Source organism: uncultured Comamonas sp. (assembly GCF_964277875.1).
Lineage (GTDB): Bacteria > Pseudomonadota > Gammaproteobacteria > Burkholderiales > Burkholderiaceae_C > Comamonas > Comamonas sediminis.
The window spans coordinates 86,838-110,128 of record NZ_CAXYJV010000030.1 but is presented as its reverse complement, the minus strand read 5'-3'; the positions used below and the strand labels follow the sequence as shown (position 1 = coordinate 110,128).

Sequence of the window (23,291 nt, the reverse complement as noted above, 5' to 3'; positions counted from 1 at the left end):
GCATCATCCGCGCTTGCCCTTGCGGGGGGTGGAGGCTGGACCTTCCTGGGTCTTGGTCTCCGCTGGCGGGCGCGGCGGCAGCGCGTCCTCGGGCAGCGGGTTGATCACCATCACGAACTGCGTGCCGAACATCTGTGCCAGCGGCTCGCAGTAGACGCGCGAGAACGGCGAATCCGCGCGGCGCTCGATCTTGACGATGCGCGCCACCGGCAGGCCGGGCGCATAGACGCCGTCCACACCGCTGGTGGTCAGCAGATCGCCTTCCTGGATATCGGCATTGCTGGGCATGAAGCGCAGCTCCATGCCGCCACCGTAGGCATTGGTCGGGTCGCCATAGGCGACAGCCCGGGCGCCGGTGCGCGGGTTGAGCACGGGGATGGCCTGCTCCCGGTCGGTCAGCAAGGTCACCTCGGCGGACATCGGAAACACCCGGGTTACCTGGCCCAGCACACCCATCTCATCCATCACGGGGGAGCCACGCGCAATGCCGGCAACCTCCCCTTTGTCGATCACCACACGGCGGTTGAACGCATCTGCCGTCTCGTATACCACCTGGGCGGCGCGCCCCTCGGTCTTGAGGCGGGGCACCAGATTGAGCAGCTGGCGCAGGCGCTGGTTCTCGTGGTCCAGGGTCTCGACCAGGTTGGCGCGGTGCGTCAGTGCAATGGCGTTTTTCTCGGCCGTGACGGCAGCGGCCTGGGCGGTATGCAGGTCTTCGAAATACTTGGCGCCGCCCTGGGCCAGCAGCACCGGCTGCAGCATCACCCACTGCAGCGGAAAAAGCACGGTGGCGACGGCCTTGCGCAGCGGCTCGGTCAGCTTAAAGCGCACGTCCGCCACCATCAGGAACACCGCCAGCGCTACGCACAGCGCCAGACGCACATTGGCGCTGGGGCCCTGGGGCCGGAAAGTGGGGATACCGCCGGAGAAGACGTTGCGTGCCATGCGGTGCCTCAGCAGGACCGGGCCCGGTGGCCAGCGCCCGGCCCGGACGCGTGCCGGTCCGCCGGTCGGCGGTCAGCACGGTGGACAAAAGGCAATGGCAGGGACATCGGAGAAAGGCGAAAAGTCAGAAACGGGCGCATCACAGCGGCGAAGCATCCAGCCAGACTGCCTGCACATGGCAAGCGGCCCAGCTGCCGGACACACGTCGGGCGGGCCTGCGGCATGCGATGCAAGCATTGCCGCTGACGCACGCCATTATTGCGTAACCGCCGCGAAGGGTGCCTCTGTTACTCGCTGGTGAAAATCGTCACACCCTTGCGATCCAGGGTGTCGAGTGCAATACCGCAGCCGCGCACCACACAGGTCAGTGGCTCCTCGGCCACCAGCACCGGCAGGCCGGTCTCTTCGGCCAGCAGGCGGTCGAGGTCGCGCAGCAAGGCGCCACCACCGGTCAGCATCATGCCGCGGTCGGCAATATCGGCACCCAACTCGGGCGGGGTTTGCTCCAGCGCGTTCTTCACCGCAGAGACGATCTGGTTGAGCGGCTCGGTCAGCGCTTCCAGCACCTCGTTGGAGCTGATCGTGAAGCTGCGTGGCACGCCTTCGGACAGATTGCGGCCCTTGACTTCGATTTCCTTGACTTCGGAGCCTGGGAATGCAGAGCCAATGCTCTTCTTGATCAGCTCGGCGGTGGGCTCGCCGATCATCATGCCGTAGTTGCGGCGGATGTAATTGATGATGGATTCGTCAAACTTGTCGCCACCCACGCGGACACTGCCCTTGTAGACCATGCCGCCCAGCGAGATAACGCCCACTTCGGTGGTACCACCACCGATGTCGACCACCATCGAGCCGGAAGCCTCGGACACCGGCAGGCCCGCGCCGATACCGGCAGCCATCGGCTCTTCGATCAGCTCGACCTGGGTCGCGCCGGCCTTGAGCGCCGCATCCTTGATCGCACGGCGCTCGACCTGGGTCGAGCCGCAGGGCACGCAGATGATGATGCGGGGGCTGGGCGAGAGCAGGGTGCGGGGGTGCACCATCTTGATGAACTGCTTGATCATCTGCTCGGTGATCAGGAAGTCGGCAATCACACCGTCCTTCATCGGACGGATCGCTTCAATGTTGCCAGGCACCTTGCCCAGCATGGCCTTGGCTTCGCGGCCTACGGCCTGGATGACCTTGCGGCCATGGGTGCCGCCTTCATGGCGAATCGCAACGACAGACGGTTCATCCAGCACAATCCCCTTGTCGCGTGCAAAAATCAAGGTGTTGGCCGTGCCCAGGTCGATGGCCAGGTCGGTGGAAAAGTAGCGACGGAACGCTCCGAACATGCAGGTTTCCTCTAGGGCATGGGTCGCGCTTCGGCGCTCCATCGCCCTTCATTGGTGTGTGGTGAGATGACAGAAGGGTTTTTGATGCGCAATGACCGACGTTGCCGCGTTATTGCGTCAAAGACGGGATAATACTCTATCCCCTGTGAATAACTTACAGGGCAACGCTTTCCGGCCCCGTTTTTTTACGACTGGTTTACATACGACTATCTATGGCCCTGACAAAAGATGACATTGCCCGCATCGCCAACCTGGCGCGGCTCGAATTATCCGGAACCGAGAGTGAGCGCATGCTCTCGCAGATGAATAACTTTTTCGGCATTGTGGAGAAGATGCAGGCTGTGGATACCTCCGGTGTCATGCCCCTGTCACACCCCGTGGCCGCGATCCAGGAAATCAGCCTGCGCTTGCGTGATGACGTCATCAGCGAACCCAATAACCGGGAGGCCAACCAGCGCAGTGCCCCTGCCGTGGAAAAAGGCTATTTCCTGGTACCCAAGGTGATTGAGTAATTCACAGCATCTTCAGGCCTGGTGGGCCCTGGCAACAACCGGCCCCGGCCGTGGTGGCGGCACCAGGCTGCACCACGGCCCTGAGACCGGGGCGCAGCGCCCTATCCCATTCACCGAGATCGCCAAGATCGCGAGATTTGTATGAGCATCCCTACCGAATTGCATGACTTGAGCGTGGCCCAGCTGGCCGCCAAGCTCAAAAGCCGCGAAGTGTCCTCCGTCGAGGCTGCGCAACATTTCCTCACCCGCGCCAAGGCCCACCAGGACCTGGGCGCCTATGTCCATATCCATGAGGAGGTGACCCTGGCCCAGGCCCGTGCCGCCGATGCCGCCATTGCAGCGGGCACGGCCGGCAAGCTGGCCGGTGTGCCGATTGGCCACAAGGACCTGTTCGTCACCCAGGACTTCCCCACCACCGCAGGCAGCAAGATGCTGGCCGGCTACCAGTCGCCGTTTGACGCCACCATGGTGAGCAAGCTGGCCGCTGCCGGTGCCGTGACCCTGGGCAAGCTGAACATGGACGAGTTCGCGATGGGCTCGGCCAACGAGAACAGCGCCATCAGCCCGGTGCGCAACCCCTGGGACACCAGCCGCGTGCCTGGCGGTTCGTCCGGCGGCTCGGCAGCCGCCGTGGCCGCGCGCCTGGCACCCGCAGCCACCGGCAGCGATACCGGCGGATCCATCCGCCAGCCCGCGTCGTTCTGCGGTATCACCGGCATCAAGCCCACCTATGGCCGCGCCAGCCGCTACGGCATGATCGCCTTCGCCTCCAGCCTGGACCAGGCCGGCCCGATGGCGCGCACCGCCGAAGACTGCGCACTGCTGCTCAGCGAGATGTGCGGCCCCGACCTGGACCGCGACTCCACCAGCCTCGACCACCCGGCCGAAGACTTCAGCGCTCACCTGAACGACTCGCTGGCCGGCCTGCGCATTGGCGTGCCCGCCGAGTTCTTTGGCGACGGCCTGAGCAGCGATGTGCGCGCCGCCGTCGATGCCGCCCTCAAGGAGTACGAAAAGCTGGGCGCCAGGCTGGTGCCGATCAGCCTGCCGCGCACCGAGCTGTCCATCCCCGTGTACTACATCATCGCCCCGGCCGAAGCCTCGTCCAACCTCAGCCGTTTTGACGGCGTGAAGTTCGGCCACCGCGCCAAGGACTACAGCGACCTGGTCGACATGTACAAGAAGACCCGCGCCGAAGGCTTTGGCGACGAGGTCAAGCGCCGCATCATGACCGGTGCCTATGTGCTCTCGCACGGCTACTACGACGCCTACTACCTGCAGGCGCAAAAGATCCGCCGCATGATTGCCGACGACTTCCAGGCTGCCTTCAAGGACTGCGACCTGATCGCCGGCCCCGCTGCGCCCACCGTGGCCTGGGCGCTGGGCGGCAAGAGCGACCCGCTTGCCAACTACCTGGCCGACATCTACACGCTGCCCGCGTCGCTGGCCGGCCTGCCCGGCCTGAGCGTGCCTGCCGGTTTTGGCGAAGGCGGCATGCCCGTGGGCCTGCAGCTGATCGGCAACTACTTTGGCGAAGCCAAGCTCCTGAACGCGGCCCACCAGCTGCAGCAAGCCACCGACCACCACCTGCGCCAGCCCACCGGCATCGCGAAGTAACGCAGGGAGGAACACAGAACATGACCGAAACAACCGTCAAGCTCATCAACGGCTACGAAGTGGTGATTGGCTTTGAAACCCACACCCAGCTGGCCGCCAACAGCAAGATCTTCAGCCGCGCCAGCACCGCCTTTGGCGCCGAGCCCAACACCCAGGCCTGCGCCGTGGACCTGGCCCTGCCTGGCACCCTGCCGGTGATGAACAAGAAGGCCGTCGAGTGCGCGATCAAGCTCGGCCTGGCGCTGGGCAGCACCATTGCGCCCGTCAGCATCTTTGCGCGCAAGAACTACTTCTACCCCGATCTGCCCAAGGGTTACCAGATCTCGCAGTTCGAGATCCCGGTGGTGCAAGGCGGTGAGGTGAGCTTCTTCGTCGGCGACCAGAAAAAGACCGTGCGCCTGGTGCGCGCCCATCTGGAAGAAGACGCCGGCAAATCCGTGCACGACGAATTCATCGGCCAATCGGGCATTGACCTGAACCGCGCCGGCACGCCGCTGCTGGAGATCGTCACCGAGCCCGACATGAGCAGCACCGCCGAAGCCGTGGCCTATGCCAAGGAACTGCACAAGATCGTCACCTGGATCGGCATCTGCGACGGCAACATGCAGGAAGGCTCGTTCCGCTGCGATGCCAACGTGTCGGTGCGCAAGCCCGGCCAGCCGCTGGGCACCCGCCGCGAGATCAAGAACCTGAACTCGTTCAAGAACATGCAGATCGCCATCGATTACGAAATCCGCTGGCAGATCGAGGAGATCGAAGACGGCCGCGCGATCCAGCAGGCCACCGTGCTGTTCAACCCCGACACCGGCGAGACCCGCGCGATGCGCACCAAGGAAGACGCGGCCGATTACCGCTACTTCCCCGATCCGGACCTGCCGCCACTGGTGGTGGCCGACAGCTGGGTGCAGGCCGTCAAGGCCGACATGCCCGAGCTGCCGCGCCAGCGCGCCGACCGCTTTGTGGCCGACTACGGCCTGCCCGAGTACGACGCCACCACCCTGACCCAAAGCCAGGCGATGGCCGACTACTTTGAAGCCGCCGCCAAGGCCAGCGGCCAGCCCAAGCTGGCCAGCAACTGGGTGATGGGCGAGATCTCGCGCCGCCTGAACCTGGAAGAGATCGGCATGGACCAGGTCAAGGTCAGCGCCGCGCAGCTGGGCACCCTGATCGCCCGCATCCACGGCAATGTCATCAGCAACAACAGCGCCAAGCAGGTGTTCGAGGCGCTGTGGAGCGGTGAAGGCGCAGATGTGGACGCCGTCATCGACGCCAAGGACCTGAAGCAATCCAATGACACCGGCGCGCTCGAAGCCATCATCGACGAGGTGATCGCCGCCAACCCCGGCAATGTCGAGCAGTACAAGGCCGGCAAGGACAAGGCCTTCAACGCGCTGGTCGGCCAGGTGATGAAGGCCTCCAAGGGCAAGGCCAACCCGGGCCAGGTCAATGAGCTGCTGAAGGCTAAGCTGGCCTGATCCCGCAACCGCAAACCGCAGACAGCAAGAAGCCTCCAGCGATGGAGGCTTTTTTACGGGCTTGCCAGGCATGCACCCTGGCTGACCCTGCTGGCTATCGTGCGGGGGCAACTACCAGTTGCTTAGGCCAACGCGGGCTTTAGCGCTGCTGCTGGGACCGGTCTTGCTGACCAGGCTGCTTTTGCTGCGGCGACTGCTGCTGGTGTTGCTGCTCTTTTTGCGAACCGGATTTCTGGCCCGATTGCTGCTGGTTCACCTGGTTGGGATGGCGTTGGCTGTTTGGCTGATTCATAGCGTTAGCTCCTTCAAGATGATGACGGGGCGACATTGCCCTGCCATGGCTCTATAGTCGCGCCCCAGCCCAGGGGCCGGTGTAGGAATTGACGCGCCGCCTGCATCGAGACGTTTCTCTGCACACATTTTGCAAAGCCGCATGGCGCTCTTGCCTGGGGCGATCAGCGCAAGTCAACAACATTCCTTTTCCTTCCTTCACAGAAGTTCAAGCTTGGGTTGACTCCCAGCGGTCGGCCATGTCTTCGGTATAGCCCAACACCAAACTGCGTTGCGTTTGCAGCACCGCTGGCAAGGCTTGCCAGCCCGGATGGGCCCGCAACGCCTCATCAGCCGAGGCATACAGCGCCCGCAAATCCTCTACCAGCGCCTGGGCCTGCGCCGCATCCGGCGGCTGCGGGCGGGCCAGCGCCATCCAGGCGGCGCCCATCGCATACAGCTGGTAGCCATGCTGCTGCGCCAGATGCTGGTGAATGGCATGGTTCTGAAAGCTGTCCCAGTCGGCGCTGAAATAGCCATTGGGCTGACCGGCGATCAGCGGGTCGGCATCGGCGAGCGGCAGGCGCTGGATGTAGATGACCTCGTCGAGCAGCAGATCGGGCAGCGATTGGCGGCCAGCAGCGCGTCGATATCGCTGCCGCTCAGCGCCAGGCTGCCGCAGACCTCGGCCCAGCGTTGCGGGCTGTGGGCCTGCCGCAGTTGCCGCGCGCGGTGCTGCAGCGCCTGCAGCTCCCAGGCGGCCTCCTGTGCCGGATCGTCCCAGTCCATGTCCGGCGGGCTGGCCAGGTCGAGCCGATCGTCCTGGCTGGCATGGCCGCTGGTGTAGCTGGCCTGCTGGATATCGTCCAAGGTGCTCAGGTAGCGGTGGCCGGGGCCGGCGGCACGCAGCGCCTCGACATGGGCCAGCAGCGCAGCGAGGCTGACCACCCCCTCCAGCCATAGGTAGGCAAAGGGGTAATTGGCGCGGCGGTATGGGGGGTCGGGCTGCGCGAAGAAACCGGTGTTCATGGCAATCTGCTGGCGAGGGGGTCAAGGACGCCAGTATCGCCGCTGCCAACGCTGCTGCGCCCACGAAAAAGCCCGCTGGAAGCGGGCTGTGGCGCAGCATTCAGCAGATCAGCACATCTGTGCATTGCTCGGCGTCTTGGGCTCGGTGCCCAGTTGGCGGCGGTTGCATTTGCACTGCTGCTGCGAGTACTTGGCCTCGCGCAATGGCTGCCCCTGTTGCAGGGGCCAAGGTTGCTGCTTGGTCATCGGCAAAGGCAGGTGTTGCATGGCTGGCTCCGTGTGATCTGGCTGCGTGCCGTCGCTGTCTACTTCTGCGACTGCTGCTTGCGGTCTTGCTGGCCCTGTTGCTGCTGCTTGGGGGACTGCTGCTGTTGCTGCTGTTCCTTTTTCTGCGCAGGCTGTTGGTTGGACGCCTGGCGGTTCTGCTGAGTCATCGCTATCTCCTTCAGTGTCAAGTTGAGAGGGGCGGCAGGCTCTGGGCACTGCCGTAGCTAGATGGTGCAGCAGGTGCTGCGCCGCGCTTGTAGGAGTTTTGGAGATCTGAATGGCTTTACGTAAACGAGCCGTTCGATTTGCAAAATTTCTTTTCAAAACAGCAGCTTATCCCAGCCAATAACTATCGATGCAAGGGCCGTTTTTGGGGCCGGCTATGGCCCCATCGCCGGGCTGCGGAGTGATCGGCTTGGGCCGGTCTGCCGCCGCTCAGTCTTCGCCCGGGGATGGAAGGCGTTTTTGCGGCTGAAAGTCGTACAAGGTCTGGCCGGCGTTGTCGATCACCAGCGCCGGAAGGTTCGCGCTGGTGGTCAGGTAAAAGCCGCCTGGCCAGGCCTGCGCAGCGAGCTGCGCCCCGTCCAGCAGCAGCTGCGGCATCTCGCGTGACGACTTGCGCCATACCAGCTGCAGGCTGCGCGCATCCACGATCTGCAGCACGACTTCGGCAGCGGTGGTGGGCGTCTCGTCGTAGCGCATCAGCACCCGGTCGGCATTGCGGGCCAGCACCTCGCCGCTGAACTGCACCGGCACCTGGGCCACTGCGGCGATCTGGGTGATGCCTGCATCACGCAGCGCCTGGCGGCTGACGACGAAACCATCGCTCACCGGCTGGTAGAGCCTGGGCGCGGCGCGCACCTGTTGGTCTGCGCTGGAATGCACGCTCAGCCGTGGCCAGCGTTCAAACTCGCCGGGCCGCACTTTTTGCGCAAACTGCAGCAGCATGGTGGGCAAGCCGTACTGGGCGACGTCGGTGTCAAAGTCGGCGTAATCGATGCGCGATACCGTCTGCCGGTACTGCGCCCAGGGGCGCTGCTGCCAGCGCTGCAGCCGCTCCGCCCAGGGGTACAGCTCGCCGCTGGCCCAGTACAGCGCATAGCGGTCGCCGGTATTGCTGGTCACCTCCAACAAACCCGGTTCGCGCTGCTCGCCAAATGCGTACCTGGACACGCCCGTGCCCAGCGCTGCCGCAAAGCGCTGGCGCAGCGCTGCATCCATCGGTTCAAACGCGGTCTGCGCCGGCTGGCGCAGCCACCAGTGCTGGTCATTGAGCAGCAGCGACAGCTGGCCATCGGCCTCGCTGCGCAGGCGGGCGGGCTGGCGCAGCTGCGCGCGGGGCAGCACGATGCGCTGGGGCTGGCCCAGCAGCTGCCTGGCCTGCAGGTCGTTGTCCAACAGCACAAATACATCGTCCTGCGTGGTGCTGTGCTTCATCACCCGCAGCATGCGCAGGCTGCCATCCTCGCCCTGGTAGATGGCCGATGCCTCGACCTCGCCCAGCTCCTCGGCCTGGTCCGCAGGGCGCAGCAGGCGGACCGTGGCGGGAACCAGCAGCGGCAGCACAAAAAACACCACCAAGGCGATGCCCAGGGGCCCGATGGCGCGCCGGGGGACGTTCATCGCGCGGCGCCTTCAGCCGCACCGCTAAAGTCCTGCAGCACTGCACCGTCCTCGCCGATCAGCAGCGCAGGCTGGCGCATGTCGTTGAGCAGCAAAAAGCCGCCGCTGACCGCCTGGCCGGTGACATAGGCTCCACCTTCGCGCTTGCCCAGTGGGGGCAGCTGGTCGATCGTGCGGCTCCACACTACCTGCTGGCTGGCCTTGTCCAGCAGCTGGATGACGCGGCCTTCCTGCCGCACCGGGCTGGGGTTATAGGCCAGCAGCAGGCGGCGCGCGTTTTCCGCCATCACATCGGCATGGAAGCGCGGCACCGCCGGCTGCACCACCTTGATGCGCAGCAGCCCCCGGTCCTGGGTGGCATACCGGGGCGTGAAGTAACCATCGCCTATCGGCACATAGCTGCGCAACGATGTCTGCACCTCGCGGCTGTCGCCGGGCTGCAGGTCGAAGTAGCCAAAGTGAAGAGGCTGACCGGGCTCGTGCCGCCACCAGGACTGCACCAGCACGGCGCGGTTCTCCTCGCCGGTCGGGCGGGGCAGCGATTCGTAGCGGTAAAAGGCGGTCTCCTGGCGGTAGCCGGCTTGCGCCTTTTCATACAGGCTGCTGCTGTCGGCCGCCGGCCAGATCTGGCCCAGCAGCCAGTACACCAGGTATTTGCTGCCATTGCGGCTGGTCACCTCCAGGCTGTCGGGCCGGTCACGGCCCTTGGGCGCCACGCCGACGATGCCCTCGCCCAGCTGCGCTGCAAAGCGCGCGCTCAGCTGGGGCTGCAGATCGACAAAGCGCAAGGTGCCGGGGTCAAAACGCCAGAAACCGCGCTCCTTCAAGAACAGGTAGAGCTGGCCGTCGGAGAAGAACTGCAGCGCTGCGCTGCCCGAGCTGCCGGCCCAGGGCATCGCCATGCGCTGGGGCTCCCCCAGGCTGGTGCCGGTGGCCGCATCGCGCACCACCGTGCGGTAGACCACATCATCGTGCTCACGGTTTTCATACAGCTGCACCAGCAGGCGCTGGCCGTTGCGCTCAATGAGCGTGGTGGCCTCGCTGCGGCCCAGCGCCAGCGGCGGTGCCTTGGCTTGCCAGGCAGCGGGCAGGCTCAGTCGGAGCCCGGGTTGCAACCGGGGCAGCCACCAGGGTATGGACACCAGCATCGCCAGCAGCACCGCCACCCAGGGCAGATGCCGGCGCAGCCGCGCCCCGCTGGCTGCGTCTGCAGAGGCGGACATGCCTGGGTAGGCCTGGCCCTGCAACTGCTCCAGCCGGAACTGCGCGCCGCACTGCAGGCAGGCAAAGGCATGGGGCACGCCTGCACTGCGGCAGTGCGCAGCGCCGCAGCGCGGGCAATACGGGGACATCAGAGAGGATGCGGGGGTCCAGGCAGGCATAAGCCAGCGATGATAAACCGTGACCCCAGGAGCCCGGGAACCCGCTTTGCAAACGAAGCTGGGCGCCGCCAGGTGGGCGACTCCCAGGCGTCAGCCGCCTTGCCCGCACGGCTGCCCCAGCCGCTAACATGCTGGCTTTTGAACCTGCTGCGCCCTGCCCCATGACCACCACCGCCCCATCCACCGCTGTTGCCAACGACATCCCCGCCTACACCGTGGATGAGCCGGCCCACCAGATCTTCGGCCTCAGCATGGCCATGGCCGAGGCCTTTCTGCTCAAGGGCGAGGCGATCGGCAATGACCGCGCCCGGGTGCGCATGCCCTACCAGAAGCACTACACCAACAGCCGGGGCGACATGCATGGCGGCGCCATCGCCACGTTGCTCGATGTGGGCCTGTCCTGCGCCGCACGCGCGCATGACCCGTCGCGCTATGGCGTCATCACCGTGGACCTGACCATCCACTACATCGCACCGGGCAGCGGCGATGTAGTCTGCACCGCCGTCTGCGAAAAAAGGGGCAGGAGCCTGTCGTTTGTGCGAGGCGAACTGCATGACGATGCCGGCAACCTTTTGGGGCTGGCCACCGGCACCTTCAAGCTGGTCGACAAACAGAAAATCTGAGCCTGCAAAAAACCGGCAGATATGGCATGCTGGCGGTCTTATTGCTCCAATTTTGACCATGACGCGCCAATCCACCCATGCCATCCATCCCCAGTTTCTGGACCGTTCCTCGCCCCGCGCCTTCTCCGGCAAGGCGCTGACGCCCAAGGACATCGAGACCATTGTTGAAGGCGCACGCTGGGCCCCTTCGGCCAGCAACAAGCAGCCCTGGCACTTTGCGTATTCGATCCATGGCGATGCCAACTGGCAAGCGTTCTCCACCATCCCCAACGAGTTCAACCGCCGCTGGTGCCTGAACGCCGGCGCGTTGCTGGTGGTGCTGTCGAACAAGGCCGAATCGGCCATGCACAGCTTTGACACCGGCTGTGCCTGGGGCTACCTGGCGCTGCAAGCGCATGCCATGGGCCTGGCCACGCATGCGATGGCCGGCATCGAGCTGGCTGCCGCACGCGAGGTGCTGCAACTGGGCGAGCAGTGGCAGGTCGAATGCCTGGTCGCGATCGGCGAGCGCGGCGACAAGTCCAGCCTGCCAGCCGACCTGGCCGAGCGCGAAACACCATCGCCACGCAAGGCGCTGTCGGACATCCTGAGCGCAGGCCCGCTGGCTTAAACGGCTGCCTCCAGCAACGCAAAGGCTCCCAACCGGGAGCCTTTGTGCTTCAGGCATCAGGCTTTATGCGACGTTCAAGCGCTCGCCGCTGTGCCGGTCAAACACATGCCAATGCTGCGGCGCCGTGTGCCAATGCAGGGCCTGGCCGGGGGCCAGCGCCAGGCGCTCCTTGACGGTCGATATCAGTGGCTGCTGGCCAAAGCGGCTGACCACCTGGGTTTCGGCGCCGGTGGGCTCGACGACCTCGACGGTCGCAGCGCTGGTGGCCACACCGCTCAGCGGCGCCACTGCCAGCTGCACATGCTCGGGCCGCACACCCAGCCACAGTTCACGCGCGCCCTGGGCCTGCAGGCCAGGCAGCAGCGGCAGGCGCTGGCCGTCGTCGGTCACCAGCTGCCAGCCGTCCTGCGCTGGCTGGCTGCGGGCGGCAATCAGGTTCATCGCGGGTGAACCGATGAACTGCGCGACAAAGGCATTGCGCGGCCGGTCATACAGCTCCAGCGGGGTGCCCACTTGCTCAATCACGCCGTCGCGCATCACCACGATGCGGTCGGCCATGGTCATGGCCTCGATCTGGTCGTGGGTGACATAGACCGTGGTGGTGCGCAGGCGCTGGTGCAGGGACTTGATCTCGGTGCGCATCTGCACGCGCAGCTTGGCATCCAGGTTGGATAGCGGCTCGTCAAACAAAAACGCCAGCGGCTCGCGCACAATGGCGCGGCCCATCGCCACACGCTGGCGCTGGCCACCCGAGAGCTGGGCAGGCAGGCGGCCCAGCAGCGGCTCCAGGCCCAGAATCTCGGCCACCTGCTGCACGCGCTGCGCGATGGCCGAAGGCGCCTGGCGCTGCAGCTTCAGCGCAAAGCCCAGGTTCTCGGCCACCGTCATATGCGGGTAGAGCGCATAGTTCTGGAACACCATCGCGATATTGCGCTCGCGCGGCGGCACGTCGTTGATGACCTGTCCGCCCAGCACGATCTGGCCGCTGCTGACCTCCTCCAGCCCGGCGAGCATGCGCAGCAAGGTGGATTTGCCGCAGCCAGACGGGCCGACCAGCGCGACAAACTCCCCCTCGGCGATATCGAGCGATATGCCCTTGAGCACATCGTGCCCCTCAAAGTGCTTGCGCAGCTGTCTCAATGCAATCGAAGCCATCTCAGTCCTTTACGCCACCGGCGGTGAGGCCGTGCACCAGGTATTTGCGCACCAGCACCGTGAACAGCAGCACCGGCAGCATCACCATCGTGCCGGCTGCGGCAATCTTGGTCCACTCCCAGCCGTCGTACTGCAGAAAATTGACGATGGCGACCGGCGCCGTCACCGCCTGGGTGCGCGTCAGAATCAGTGCGAAGAAAAAGTCGCTCCACGAGAAGATGAAGCACAGCACGGCCGTGGCCACCAGGCCCGGCCGGGTCAGCGGCAAGGTCACATGCCAGAAGGCCGACCAGATGCCGCAGCCGTCCATCCAGGCCGCTTCTTCCAGCGCTGTGGGAATCGCGTCAAAAAAGCCTTGCATCATCCAGATCACGATCGCCAGGTTGAAGGTCAGGTAGACCAGTACCAGCGCCCAGACCGTGTCGAGCAGACCCAGCCAGCGGAAGGCCAGGAAGAACGGAATCGTGAACGCAATGGGCGGCGCCATGCGCGTGCACAGCACCCACAGCGCCACCTGGCGCCGCTGCTTGAAGCGCCAGCGCGACAGCGCATAGGCCGCAGGCACCCCCAACAGCAGTGACAGCCCGGTGGACAACACACTCACCAGCAGGCTGTTGCCAAAGGAGCGCGCAAAGTTGTCCTGCCAGAGGCCGGCAAAGGCCTCCAACGTGGGGCTGAAGATGAGATCCAGCGACAACGCATCGCCCGCCGGGCGAAAGGCCATCTGCAGCATCCACAAAAAGGGCAGCAGCACCAGCATCAGCACCCCCACAGCCACGGTGCTGCGCAGATGGCGCTGTGCGCCCTGCACTACGCGTTGCCACAGCGGCAATGAAGGTGCTGCGCTGTGCCAGGTCTCAGCGTGCATGGCGCTCTCCGTTGGCCTTGCCCAGGCGGCTGATCAGCGCGCTCAGCACAAAGATGATGGCCAGCATCACCACCGCAATGGCGCTGCCATACCCCCAGTACGAGAAGTTGAAGGCCTGGATAAAGCCGTAGAAATTGGTCACCTCGGTCACGGTGCCCGGCCCGCCATTGGTCAGCACATACAGCAGCGGAAAGGCCTTGAAGCTGTCGATCAAGCGGAACAGCGCGCAGACAACCAGCGTGCGCTGCAGATAGGGCAGCACGATGTAGACAAACACCTGCCAGCGGTTGGCGCCATCGATGCGGGCGGCATCGACCGGGTCGCGCGGCACCATCTGCAGCTGCGCCAGCACCATCAGCATCGTGAACGGGAACCACTGCCAGACATCGGCAACGACAATGGCCCACAGCGCGGTGTCGGGGTTGGCGATCAGCGAGCGCACCGGCCAGCCCCACTGCTCGAGCAGCGCATGCAGCGGACTGATGTCGGGCGTGTAGATGATCTTCCAGACCAGGGCCACCACAATCGGTGGCAGCACCATGGGGATCAGGAAAAACGTGCGCAAGCCCGCCAGCAGCCGGCTGCCGCTGTGCAGCAGCAGGGCCAGGCCCAGGCCGACGAGCAGCTGCAACAGCACCCCCACCGACGAGAGCTTGGCCTGCACCCACAGCGAATCCAGAAAGCGCTGGTCCTGCAGCAGCTGCACATAGTTGCCAGCGGGCTGCTCAAAGTGGAAGGTGGCTGCCGGGTCCGTCAGGCTCAGCGGTGTCAGGCTCACCACCACCAGGGTGATCAGCGGCAGCAGGGTAATGGCGGCCAGCACCACCAGCGCCGGCGCCAGGCCCAGGCCGTAGGCCCGCGCCGATGCGCGCTGCCAGCGCTGTGTGGCTGGCGTTTCAGCGCGCTTGCCGCGTGTTGGCCGGGGCAGCGGCAAGGGCTGCGCAGGCCCCGTGTCGAGCGCCTGCGGCGCGATGGAAGCGGTGGGCGGCATGGGCGCGTTCCTGGCCTGTCAGACTGAGACGCCAGCGCGGCGCAGCTCGGCAATCGACGCGGTCTGCGCCTGCTTCATCGCCTGCTCGGGCGTGCGCTGGCCGGTGACGATCAACTCGATGGCCTTGTTGATCTGCTGGTCCACCTGCGGGTAGGCGGCCACGGTGCGGTATTTCATATGGCCCTGCTTGGCCGACAGGTCCACCGATGCGGTCACCAGCGCCGCAATGTCATAGCCATTGGCGCGTTGGCGCTCGCGGTAGAGGGGGGAGTCGATGTCCGAGCGGCGCGTCGGCGAGCCATAGCCGGCGGCCACGGCACGCTGCAAGGTTTCCTTGGACGTCGCCCAGCGGATGAACTGCCAGGCGGCGTCCTTGTTCTTGCTGCCCACCGGAATGCCCCAGCCATGGATGGCGGTGCCTGGAAAGCGGCCGGCCACGCCCTTGGGCACCTGGCCCCAGGCCGCCGATGCCGCCACCTTGCTGCTCGATGCGTCGGCCAGCTGCGAGAGGTTGATCTGGCCTTGCACGCTCAAATGGCTGCGCCCGGCCTTGAGCGACTGCACCGCCTGGTCCGAGGTGTAGGAGACCACTCCGTCAGGCCCGTATTCACGCAGCAGGCGGGCAAAGTAGTCGGCGGCCGCGATCGCCTCCGGGCTGTCCAGGGTCGGGAACAGGTCATCGGGCGCCTTGCGGAACACATCGCCGCCAAAGGCCTGCAGGAAGGGGATGAAGGTCCAGCCATAGTGGTTGTCGGTGACAAAGCCGGCCGCGCGCTCCTTGCGGTTGAGCAGCTTGGCCGCTTCCAGCCAGGCGTCTGTCGTATCGGGAAAGGCCAGGCCCGACTGCTTGAGCACATCAAAGCGCGAGGCGGCGGCAATTGTCACCTCGGCCTGCCAGGGAATGCCGTAGAGCTGCCCGTCGCGGCCCCGCTCGGGCGCCAGCGCGCCTTCCAGAAAGTCGCGGATGTCAAAGTTCGCCGGCGTTTTGTTCGGATCGTTGATATAGCCGTCCAGCGGCGTCAGCCAGCCCGAGTTGATCCAGCGGCTCGAATAGATGAAGGTGACATTGACCGCATCAAAGGCCGCGCCCTTGGTGGACAACTCCAGATCGGCACGCTGGTTGTAGACCGGAAAGCCGGGCGTGTCGAAGTTCACCTTGGCGCCCGTCGCCTCCTCGAATTCGGGAATCCAGGGGCGCAGCAGCTTCGAGTACGGCGAGCTGTACAACGAGGTATTGAGCGTCACGCCCTTGAGCGGCTTGCTGTCCAGCGCCAGTGCGGGAAAGCCCAGCGCGCTGCCGGCACCGGCGGCCAGCGCTGAGACCAGCAGCTTGCGGCGCGGCACCAGCAGGCCGCCTTCATAGTGGTAGGTGGTTCGGGTCATCGAAGTTCTTCTCCAGCGGGCGCAGGCGTTCATGGCCGTCTGCTGTCGGATAGGGAGGCAGGCGCAGCGCCAGTCCAGGCAGCCGCCAGGTCCGGCCGGTCTGCGGCGGGTCAGGCTGCGGCCGGCTCGCGCACCGTCAGGTCGACGCTGGTGCGGCCATCGACTGCAGTGGCCACATCGCCGGTGACCGTGACGCGGCGCATCACGCGGTGGGCGTCGGCGTAGTCATTGATGGCGTAGTGCTGGGTTGCCCGGTTGTCCCAGATGGCCACATCGCCGGGCTGCCAGTGCCAGCGCACGGTGTTTTCCAGACGCACAATGCGCTCATGGAAGAGCTGCAGCAACGCGGCAGACTCGTTGCTGCGCAGGCCCTTGATGCGCTTGGCAAAGTGGCCCAGCAGCAGCGCCTTCTCCCCCGTCTCGGCATGCACATGCACCAGCGGTTGCTCGGACTCGATGGTCTTGCTGGTGAACACCTTGCGGTAGCTGGCGCGGCCCTGCGTCTCGCTCTGGCTGGCAGTGGTGTTCTGGCGGAAGTTCTCCGCATAGTCGTAGTCATTGCCATGCACAGCCCAGAGCTGCTCGGCCAGCTGCTGCAGCTGGGCGGGCAGGCTCTCATAGGCGGCCACAGTATTGGCCCAGACGGTGTCGCCGCCATGGCCGGGCAAGGTGACGGCGCGCAGCACGCAGACTTTCGGGAACACCGCCTTGAAGGTCACGTCGGTGTGCCAGGAATCGGCCCGGCCACCGTGCTGGGAATTGAGCTCCAGGAAGGCCGTGCCATCGGGTGCAGGCACGGTGGGATGCGCTTCGATCTCGCCAAACAGACGGCCAAAGGCCTGGTGGCTGGCGTCATCGAGGTGCTGCTGGCCCCGGAAGAAAATCACCCGGTGCTGCAGCAGCGCCGCCTTGATCTGGGCAAACAGCGCGGGCTCCAGCGCGCCCGACAGCGACACGCCATGCACCACCGCGCCAATGCGGCCCGCCAGGGGCTCGATGTGCAGGGCGGCGCCTGCAGCGGCATCGGCCGCGGGGCTCGGGTGGCGAACATTGGTGATGGCATTCATGGGCGCTCCTCAAGGGCTGGCAATCAGGTGGAAGCCTTCATGCTAGGCAGGGGTGCGCGCCGCCACAACGACGCATTTCATGCATCGATATGCCAACAGCAGCTAAGAAAAAAGAGGCATAAGCCTCTTTCTGGGGTGTCTAAAGCCATCCACTGCAACGGCCCCGCTGGGACGCGCTGCGGTGGATGCCGCATCAGAACAGCACGCGGCAGCGGATCGTGCCGGCGATCTGGGCCAGCTTCTCCAGCGCCAGCGCCGACGATTCCTGGTCGATATCGATCACCACGTAGCCCACCTTCTCATCGGTGCGCAGGTACTGGCCGGCGATGTTGATGCCGTTGTCGGCCAGCACCTGGTTGATGGCAGACAGGATGCCGGGGCGGTTCTCATGCACGTGCAGGATGCGGTTCTTGCCCGGGTGCTCGGGGAGGGCCACTTCGGGGAAGTTGACCGCCGAGGTGGTGGTGCCGTTGTCGCTGTACTTGACCAGCTTTTCTGCCACTTCCAGGCCGATGTTGGCCTGGGCTTCCATCGTCGAGCCGCCGATGTGCGGTGTCAGGATCACGTTGTCCATGCCGCGCAGCGGCGACTGGAACTCATCCTTGTTGCTCTTGGGCTCGACCGGGAACACGTCGATGGCAGCGCCCAGCAGCTTCTTGTCCTTCAGTGCCTGGGCCAGCGCGTCCAGGTCCACCACGGTGCCGCGCGAGGCATTGATCAGGATGCTGCCGGGCTTCATCGCGGCGATCTGCGCCGCGCCGATCATGTTGTGGGTGGAGGCCAGCTCGGGCACGTGCAGGGTCACGATGTCGGACTGCTCCAGCAGCGCCGTCAGGTTGGCGGCCTGGTGCGCATTGCCCAGCGGCAGCTTGGTGACCACATCATGGAACACGACCTTCATGCCCAGGCCTTCGGCCAGCACCGACAGCTGCGTGCCGATGGAGCCGTAGCCGACGATGCCCAGGGTCTTGCCCCGGATCTCGAAGGCGTTGTCGGCGCTTTTCTTCCAGCCGCCACGGTGCGATACCGCGTTCTTCTCGGGGATGCCACGCAGCAGCAGGATGGCTTCGGCCAGCACCAGCTCAGCGACGGAGCGGGTGTTGGAGAAAGGCGCGTTGAAGACCGCAATACCGCGCTCGCGCGCCGCATTCAGATCGACCTGGTTGGTGCCAATGCAAAAGCAACCCACGGCGACCAGCTTGTTGGCCGCGGCAAACACATCGGCTGTCAGCTGCGTGCGGGAGCGGATGCCGACAAAGTGCACGTCGGCGATCTTGCGCTTGAGCTCCTCGCCCTCCAAGGCGCCGGTCAGCGCCTCGACCTGGGTATAGCCCGCCGCCTGCAACACCTTGAGCGCGGAAGGGTGGATGCCCTCGAGCAGCAAGAACTTGATCTTCGATTTATCCAGCGATGTTTTGGTCATGAATGCGCGCTTTCTCTTTCACAAACAACAGCGGTCTGCCCCCACGGCTGCGATCGGCAGCTGGCAGACCCGGGTCGATCATGGCGCAGAACCTTTGCCATTACGTGTTGTCGGGTTGACCCTAGGTCCTACGCGGCGCAGCCGGCGCTACCCGCCGCTTGCCCAGGCCTGCCGCCCTGCACAGCTGAAGCACTTGATTTGCTTGGTTTTTCAGCACCCGGGTGGTTCGCCGACAAGCGCCGGGCTTCAACCCTGGCCTGCAAAGGGTGGCGCTGCGTGGTACAAAAAGCAGGTGATTCTGTGACACAACCGCAAGGAGTTTTGCATGACAACTGCCCCCATCCACAGCCTGTTCGACCCGATACAAGTGGGCGATCTGGCGCTGGCCAACCGCATCGCGATGGCGCCGCTGACGCGCAACCGTTCGCCCAACGCCGTGCCCCAACCGATGACGGCTACCTACTATGCCCAGCGCGCCAGCGCGGGCTTGCTGATCACCGAGGCCACCGCCATCAGCCACCAGGGCCAGGGTTATGCCGATGTGCCAGGCCTGTACGAGCAGGACCAGCTTGACGGCTGGAGCAAGGTGACCAGCGCCGTGCATGCCAAGGGCGGCAAGATCGTCTGCCAGCTGTGGCATGTGGGCCGCGTCTCCCACCGCCTGCTGCAGCCGGGCCAGCAGGCCCCGGTGGCCCCTTCGGCCATCACTGCCAAGACCAAGACCTACCTGATTGACCACGCCACGGGAGAAGGCCGCTTCGAGCCGACCTCCGAGCCGCGCGCACTGGATGCCGAGGAGATCCCCGGCATCGTGCACAGCTTTGCTGCGGCTGCCCGCAATGCGGTCAAGACGGCCGGCTTTGATGGCGTCGAGATCCACGGCGCCAATGGCTACCTGCTGGACCAGTTCCTGAAGACCGGCGCCAATGTGCGCCGCGACGACTACGGCGGCTCGATTGAAAACCGCGCTCGCCTGACCCTGGAAGTCACCCGCGCGGTGATCGATGCGGTAGGCCGTGGCCGGGTGGGTATCCGGCTCTCGCCGGTCACCCCGGCCAATGGCATCGATGACGCCGATCCGCAAAGCCTGTTCACCTACCTGGCCCACCAGCTGGCGCCGCTGGGGCTGGCCTATATCCATGTGATCGAGGGCGCCACCGGGGGCCCGCGCGAGGTGGAAGGCCGCCCCTTCGACTATGAAGCGTTCAAGGCGGAATACCGCCGCGCCGGCGGCAAGGCGGCCTGGGTGGTGAACAACGGCTATGACCGCGAACTGGCCGAACAGGCCGTGGCCAGCGGCCAGGCCGACATCGTCGCCTTTGGCCGGCCCTACATTGCCAACCCGGACCTGGTCGAGCGCCTGCGCAGCGGTGCCGCGCTCAATACCGGCGACAGCAGCACCTACTATGGCGGTGGCGAGAAGGGGTATACCGACTACCCCACTCTTGCCGGCTAAGCGCCTTGAGCGGCCTGGGCCTACAAAGAACCTGTTCCAAGGCCTGGGCCGCTGCTTCACCGTATTTTGGTAGAGTGCGCAGATGCCATTGACTCCTCTCTTCCGCACCACCTTCTGCCTGCTGCTGGTCCCCGGCCTGGCCGCCTGCTCCAGCCTTTGGCCCTCCAAAAAAGAGGCCGATCCTGCGCCCCGCGCGCCCCAGCAGGCGCCCAGCGGCAAACCGGCGCCGCAAGCACCTGCCGCCGCAGCGGCCAGCATCAGCGAGGCCGACCTGGCCGGCATCTGGGAATGCCAGTTCCAGATCAGCATGGGCAAGGACAGTGCCAGCTTCACCTACACCAACCAGTTCAACCCCGACCACACGTTGCGCTCGCAGGCCTTTCTGGCCTATGACATGCCCAGTACCGAGCAGCAGTACCGCTTTGTGCTGCAAGGCACGGGCCATTGGCGCATCGACGGCAGCACGATCACGATGATCGTGCCCAAGGTGGTCAAGCAGGACCGCTCCGAACACAAGAAGCCCGAACTGATGAACGACAAGGACCTGGTCCCCGAGGATTTGAGCGATACCTGGGCGGTGCAGGCCCACAAAGGCAAGAACCTGCGCGTGACCGTTGGCAGCCTGGCTGACGCGATGCTCTGCAACAAGGAATAAGGCCGGGCCTCGCATGGATTCGCTGACCCTGGCCTTTTTGCCGCTGGCGCTATGGTGGCCGGTGGCCACCGGCCTGTCCTTGCTGCTGGTGCTGAGCGCCGTGCTATGGATGTTTCTGCAGAACCGGCCGCCGCGGCAGCAGGCACCCGCAGGCCGTCCAGCCTGGCTGCCGTGGGCGTTTGCACTGTTTGCGCTGGTCTGGTGGGGCTTTGGCTTTGCGTTCGCGCTGTGGCCGCTCACAGAGCTGGATGAACTGGGCCAATGGGCCCGCGCCAGCAGTTATGTGCTGGAGCCGCTGTGGATAGGCGGCGTGGCCTGGGTGGGCGCGCTGCTGGTGCAGCGCCTGCTGCGCAGCATGGCGGCCATGCGCGGCTAGCGCGGCGTTACCGGTTGGCGGCGATTGCCGATTGACAGCCGCCCCATTTGCGCGACACTGGTGCTTAACCCTGAGTTGGAGGCCTGCCATGACCGATATCGACAGCATCAACCTCGACAAACTGCGCAATATCGTGCAGAAGTTCACGCACCGCGACTTTACCGCCGCCCAGATTGCCGATGACTACTGGGATGGCGCGGCCGAACAGATCGGCGCCAGCGGCGCGCAGTTTGAAGCCGTTTTGCAGCGCAATGCGGCGCTGCTGGGCATCCAGACGGTCGGCAGCCATCAGCCCGCGCGCTGGCATGTAGCGGCCTGAGGCGCCGGCCCCTCATCCATGCCACACCGCACCGCCGCCCAGCGGTGCTAGGCTTGCACCATGCTGCAGCCCGCCCGCCTCCATTTCCGTGATTTCTCTCCCGCCGACCTGTTCGTCGTCGCCCATGCGATGGGCGACGCACGGCTGACCGCGTTTTACGGACTGGAAACGGCGTACAGTGATGCCCGCGTCATTGCGCAGGAACAGCTCGATTGGTATGCCAGTGTTGCCAGCGAAGGCAGCGGCTGGTGGCAGGCGGTGCTGCTGGACGGGGCCGTCATCGCAGCCGTCGGCATCTACGACCATGACGACGAGGCCGACAGCGCCGATCTGGGCTACTGGCTGCTGCCCGACCATTGGGGCCACGGTTGGATGGACCAGGCACTGCGCCAGTGGCTGCCCGGCGCATTTGGGCGGCTGGGCTTGCACAGCGTGGTGGCCTATGTGGAGCCCGAGAATGCGGCATCGACCCGTTTGCTGGGCCGCCTGGGCTTTTGCCATGAAGGCCTGCTGCGCGACTGCAGCAAGCGCGATGGCGCCTACGTATCGCTGCAGCGCTATTCGCTGCTGGTCAGCGAACTACCGGGCTTGTAGGTAAAGGGGCTCAGGCCGGCCGGCCATCCCGCACATGGCAGCCATGGAGGTGGTCATTGACCATGCCCATCGCCTGCATGAAGGCGTAAACCGTGGTGGGGCCGACAAACTTCCAGCCGCGCTTTTTCAGATCCTTCGACAGCGCCACGGCCTCGGGCGCCACGCCCATCTGGCGCACGGCCTCCAACGTGATCCGCTCCGGGCGGCTTGCCGGCGCTGGCGCAAAGCGCCACAGGTAGGCGTCAAAACTGCCAAATTCGCGCTGCAGCTCGGCCAGGCGCTGTGCATTGTTGATCACTGCCTCGATCTTGCCCCGGTGGCGCACAATGCCGGCGTCGGCCAGCAGGCGCTGCACATCCTCGGCACCGAACTGCGCAACCTGCTGCGCATCGAACTGCGCAAAGGCCGCCCGGAAGGACTCGCGCTTGTTCAGAATCGTCAGCCAGCTCAGGCCGGCCTGAAAGCCTTCCAGGCAGATCTTCTCGAACAAGCGGCGGTCATCATGCACGGGGAAGCCCCATTCATGGTCGTGGTAGTGCTGGTAGAAGGGCGAGGCCATGCACCAGCTGCAACGCGCGCGCTGGTCGTCGGCCAGGGCCAGGCCTGGGGCGAGGGTGTCGAGGGGCATGGAGGTTGCGCGCGGCTACTTGGAAGCAGCCGGGGTCCAGTAGGGTTTGAGGTTTTGGGCCTCTTCGTCAAAGCGCAGGTTGGTGGCCTTGATTTCTTCGTTGATCGTGGCGATCTGCTCGTCCACTTCCTTGAAGTCACGGCGGTTGCCTTCCAGGCGCGCCTGCAGCGGCGCGGGGGCCTTGCTGGGGTCCTTTTTGTAGAACTCCATGTCCTGGTCGATCTTCTTGCGGTCTTCGAGCAAGAAAGTGCGGCGCTCCTGCACGATACGGATCTGCGCACGCAACACATCGACGGCTTCGGCACGCTCGGCGTCATGGGCGGCCTTGGTGGGAAAGCGTGTGGCCAGCGCGCGCTCGCGCCGTTTGCCGTCATTGGCGCGGTAGCGCTCTTCTGCCTCACGGCGCTGCTGGGCGGCCTGCTCGGCACGCTCGCGCTCGGAATAGGCCGGCCCCACCGTGCGCACCGCACCGCCGGGCATCGTGACCTGCTGCTCGCGGTCCGCACAGGCAGGAATGGGCCGGTCCGCAGTCAGGCGGCGGCCAGCCGCATCCACGCAGCTGTAGACCATGGAGGCCGACGGGGACTTCTGGGCATGGCTGGCGCCAGCGAGCGCCAGCATCCCGATGGCCAAAGCAGCTGCACACCTGTCCTTCCGCATTGCTAGATCCTTATCATTCAAAACTATCG

The 23,291-nt window shown here is 65.3% G+C and carries 27 protein-coding genes; 10 read left to right on the top strand and 17 right to left on the bottom strand.

Annotated features, from left to right (window positions below; all coding sequences use genetic code 11):
- Nucleotides 1-3: 3 nt before the first annotated feature.
- Nucleotides 4-945, bottom strand: coding sequence for a rod shape-determining protein MreC (gene mreC, locus ACHWUQ_RS11440; RefSeq protein WP_239810286.1), 942 nt, complete (start codon nt 943-945; stop codon nt 4-6).
- Between the two features lie 287 nt (nt 946-1,232).
- Nucleotides 1,233-2,279: a rod shape-determining protein gene (locus ACHWUQ_RS11435; RefSeq protein ID WP_021026802.1), complete on the bottom strand. Its 1,047-nt coding sequence runs from the start codon at nt 2,277-2,279 to the stop codon at nt 1,233-1,235.
- A gap of 212 nt (nt 2,280-2,491) precedes the next feature.
- Here ACHWUQ_RS11435 and gatC point away from each other — a divergent pair, with 212 nt between their 5' ends.
- The 3 genes from gatC (at nt 2,492) to gatB (ending at nt 5,883) form a co-directional block, all read left to right on the top strand.
- Nucleotides 2,492-2,791, top strand: coding sequence for an Asp-tRNA(Asn)/Glu-tRNA(Gln) amidotransferase subunit GatC (gene gatC / locus ACHWUQ_RS11430; protein WP_239810285.1), 300 nt, complete (start codon nt 2,492-2,494; stop codon nt 2,789-2,791).
- 141 nt (nt 2,792-2,932) lie between these two features.
- The gene (gatA, locus tag ACHWUQ_RS11425) at nt 2,933-4,408 is read left to right on the top strand and encodes an Asp-tRNA(Asn)/Glu-tRNA(Gln) amidotransferase subunit GatA (RefSeq protein WP_394681193.1); all 1,476 of its coding nucleotides are present in this window, start codon (nt 2,933-2,935) and stop codon (nt 4,406-4,408) included.
- A 20-nt stretch (nt 4,409-4,428) separates the two neighbouring features.
- Entirely contained in the window at nt 4,429-5,883 is a 1,455-nt protein-coding gene (gene gatB / locus ACHWUQ_RS11420) for an Asp-tRNA(Asn)/Glu-tRNA(Gln) amidotransferase subunit GatB (RefSeq protein WP_394681192.1), read from the top strand.
- Nucleotides 5,884-6,022: 139 nt separating this feature from the next.
- Here gatB and ACHWUQ_RS11415 read toward each other — a convergent pair whose 3' ends face one another.
- The 7 genes from ACHWUQ_RS11415 to ACHWUQ_RS11385 form a co-directional block, all read right to left on the bottom strand.
- Entirely contained in the window at nt 6,023-6,175 is a 153-nt protein-coding gene (locus tag ACHWUQ_RS11415; RefSeq protein WP_239810282.1) for a transcription initiation factor TFIID subunit D10, read from the bottom strand.
- A gap of 207 nt (nt 6,176-6,382) precedes the next feature.
- Entirely contained in the window at nt 6,383-6,604 is a 222-nt protein-coding gene (locus tag ACHWUQ_RS11410; protein ID WP_394681191.1) for a hypothetical protein, read from the bottom strand.
- 104 nt (nt 6,605-6,708) lie between these two features.
- Nucleotides 6,709-7,182 carry a hypothetical protein gene (locus ACHWUQ_RS11405; protein ID WP_394681190.1) on the bottom strand — a complete coding sequence of 158 codons (474 nt, stop codon included), beginning with the start codon at nt 7,180-7,182 and terminating at the stop codon, nt 6,709-6,711.
- Between the two features lie 108 nt (nt 7,183-7,290).
- On the bottom strand, nt 7,291-7,449 hold the full coding sequence (locus ACHWUQ_RS11400) for a hypothetical protein (RefSeq protein ID WP_239810280.1): 159 nt from the start codon (nt 7,447-7,449) through the stop codon (nt 7,291-7,293).
- 38 nt (nt 7,450-7,487) lie between these two features.
- A complete protein-coding gene (locus ACHWUQ_RS11395; RefSeq protein ID WP_312413822.1) occupies nt 7,488-7,616 on the bottom strand; it encodes a hypothetical protein in 129 nt (42 codons plus the stop codon).
- Between the two features lie 268 nt (nt 7,617-7,884).
- Nucleotides 7,885-9,072, bottom strand: a complete 1,188-nt coding sequence (locus ACHWUQ_RS11390; RefSeq protein WP_394681189.1) for a hypothetical protein — start codon at nt 9,070-9,072, stop codon at nt 7,885-7,887.
- Nucleotides 9,069-10,424 (bottom strand): hypothetical protein, encoded by a 1,356-nt coding sequence (locus ACHWUQ_RS11385; protein ID WP_394681188.1) that lies wholly within the window; start codon nt 10,422-10,424, stop codon nt 9,069-9,071. The genes ACHWUQ_RS11390 and ACHWUQ_RS11385 overlap by 4 nt, the downstream gene beginning before the upstream one ends.
- Nucleotides 10,425-10,615: 191 nt before the next feature.
- Between ACHWUQ_RS11385 and ACHWUQ_RS11380 the strand changes: the two genes are divergently transcribed.
- Entirely contained in the window at nt 10,616-11,077 is a 462-nt protein-coding gene (locus tag ACHWUQ_RS11380) for a PaaI family thioesterase (protein ID WP_312836308.1), read from the top strand.
- 58 nt (nt 11,078-11,135) lie between these two features.
- Nucleotides 11,136-11,687, top strand: a complete 552-nt coding sequence (locus tag ACHWUQ_RS11375) for a nitroreductase family protein (protein WP_230773338.1) — start codon at nt 11,136-11,138, stop codon at nt 11,685-11,687.
- 63 nt (nt 11,688-11,750) lie between these two features.
- Here ACHWUQ_RS11375 and ACHWUQ_RS11370 read toward each other — a convergent pair whose 3' ends face one another.
- From ACHWUQ_RS11370 to serA, 6 genes are all read right to left on the bottom strand, one after another.
- A complete protein-coding gene (locus tag ACHWUQ_RS11370; RefSeq protein WP_394681187.1) occupies nt 11,751-12,842 on the bottom strand; it encodes an ABC transporter ATP-binding protein in 1,092 nt (363 codons plus the stop codon).
- 1 nt (nt 12,843) lies between these two features.
- Nucleotides 12,844-13,710 (bottom strand): carbohydrate ABC transporter permease, encoded by an 867-nt coding sequence (locus ACHWUQ_RS11365; protein ID WP_312413837.1) that lies wholly within the window; start codon nt 13,708-13,710, stop codon nt 12,844-12,846.
- A complete protein-coding gene (locus ACHWUQ_RS11360; protein ID WP_394681186.1) occupies nt 13,700-14,701 on the bottom strand; it encodes a carbohydrate ABC transporter permease in 1,002 nt (333 codons plus the stop codon). Before ACHWUQ_RS11360 ends, ACHWUQ_RS11365 begins: the two co-directional genes overlap by 11 nt.
- A gap of 18 nt (nt 14,702-14,719) precedes the next feature.
- Entirely contained in the window at nt 14,720-16,084 is a 1,365-nt protein-coding gene (locus ACHWUQ_RS11355; protein WP_312525919.1) for an extracellular solute-binding protein, read from the bottom strand.
- Between the two features lie 110 nt (nt 16,085-16,194).
- Nucleotides 16,195-17,151, bottom strand: coding sequence for a TauD/TfdA dioxygenase family protein (locus ACHWUQ_RS11350; protein ID WP_394681185.1), 957 nt, complete (start codon nt 17,149-17,151; stop codon nt 16,195-16,197).
- 193 nt (nt 17,152-17,344) lie between these two features.
- Nucleotides 17,345-18,574 (bottom strand): phosphoglycerate dehydrogenase, encoded by a 1,230-nt coding sequence (serA, locus tag ACHWUQ_RS11345; RefSeq protein WP_394681184.1) that lies wholly within the window; start codon nt 18,572-18,574, stop codon nt 17,345-17,347.
- Between the two features lie 340 nt (nt 18,575-18,914).
- Between serA and ACHWUQ_RS11340 the strand changes: the two genes are divergently transcribed.
- The 5 genes from ACHWUQ_RS11340 to ACHWUQ_RS11320 all read left to right on the top strand — a co-directional run bounded on the left by ACHWUQ_RS11340 (nt 18,915) and on the right by ACHWUQ_RS11320 (nt 21,974).
- Complete coding sequence (locus ACHWUQ_RS11340) at nt 18,915-20,030, top strand: alkene reductase (RefSeq protein ID WP_394681207.1); 1,116 nt, start codon at nt 18,915-18,917, stop codon at nt 20,028-20,030.
- A gap of 82 nt (nt 20,031-20,112) precedes the next feature.
- Nucleotides 20,113-20,685, top strand: coding sequence for a hypothetical protein (locus ACHWUQ_RS11335; protein WP_394681183.1), 573 nt, complete (start codon nt 20,113-20,115; stop codon nt 20,683-20,685).
- A 13-nt stretch (nt 20,686-20,698) separates the two neighbouring features.
- Complete coding sequence (locus ACHWUQ_RS11330; RefSeq protein ID WP_394681182.1) at nt 20,699-21,061, top strand: hypothetical protein; 363 nt, start codon at nt 20,699-20,701, stop codon at nt 21,059-21,061.
- An 88-nt stretch (nt 21,062-21,149) separates the two neighbouring features.
- Nucleotides 21,150-21,380 carry a hypothetical protein gene (locus tag ACHWUQ_RS11325; protein WP_021026822.1) on the top strand — a complete coding sequence of 77 codons (231 nt, stop codon included), beginning with the start codon at nt 21,150-21,152 and terminating at the stop codon, nt 21,378-21,380.
- A gap of 60 nt (nt 21,381-21,440) precedes the next feature.
- A complete protein-coding gene (locus tag ACHWUQ_RS11320) occupies nt 21,441-21,974 on the top strand; it encodes a GNAT family N-acetyltransferase (protein WP_394681181.1) in 534 nt (177 codons plus the stop codon).
- A gap of 10 nt (nt 21,975-21,984) precedes the next feature.
- Here ACHWUQ_RS11320 and ACHWUQ_RS11315 read toward each other — a convergent pair whose 3' ends face one another.
- Together ACHWUQ_RS11315 and ACHWUQ_RS11310 are read right to left on the bottom strand one after the other, a co-directional pair.
- Complete coding sequence (locus ACHWUQ_RS11315; protein ID WP_394681180.1) at nt 21,985-22,602, bottom strand: DNA-3-methyladenine glycosylase I; 618 nt, start codon at nt 22,600-22,602, stop codon at nt 21,985-21,987.
- A 15-nt stretch (nt 22,603-22,617) separates the two neighbouring features.
- Nucleotides 22,618-23,262 (bottom strand): DUF4124 domain-containing protein, encoded by a 645-nt coding sequence (locus ACHWUQ_RS11310; RefSeq protein WP_394681179.1) that lies wholly within the window; start codon nt 23,260-23,262, stop codon nt 22,618-22,620.
- Between the last annotated feature and the right edge of the window lie 29 nt (nt 23,263-23,291).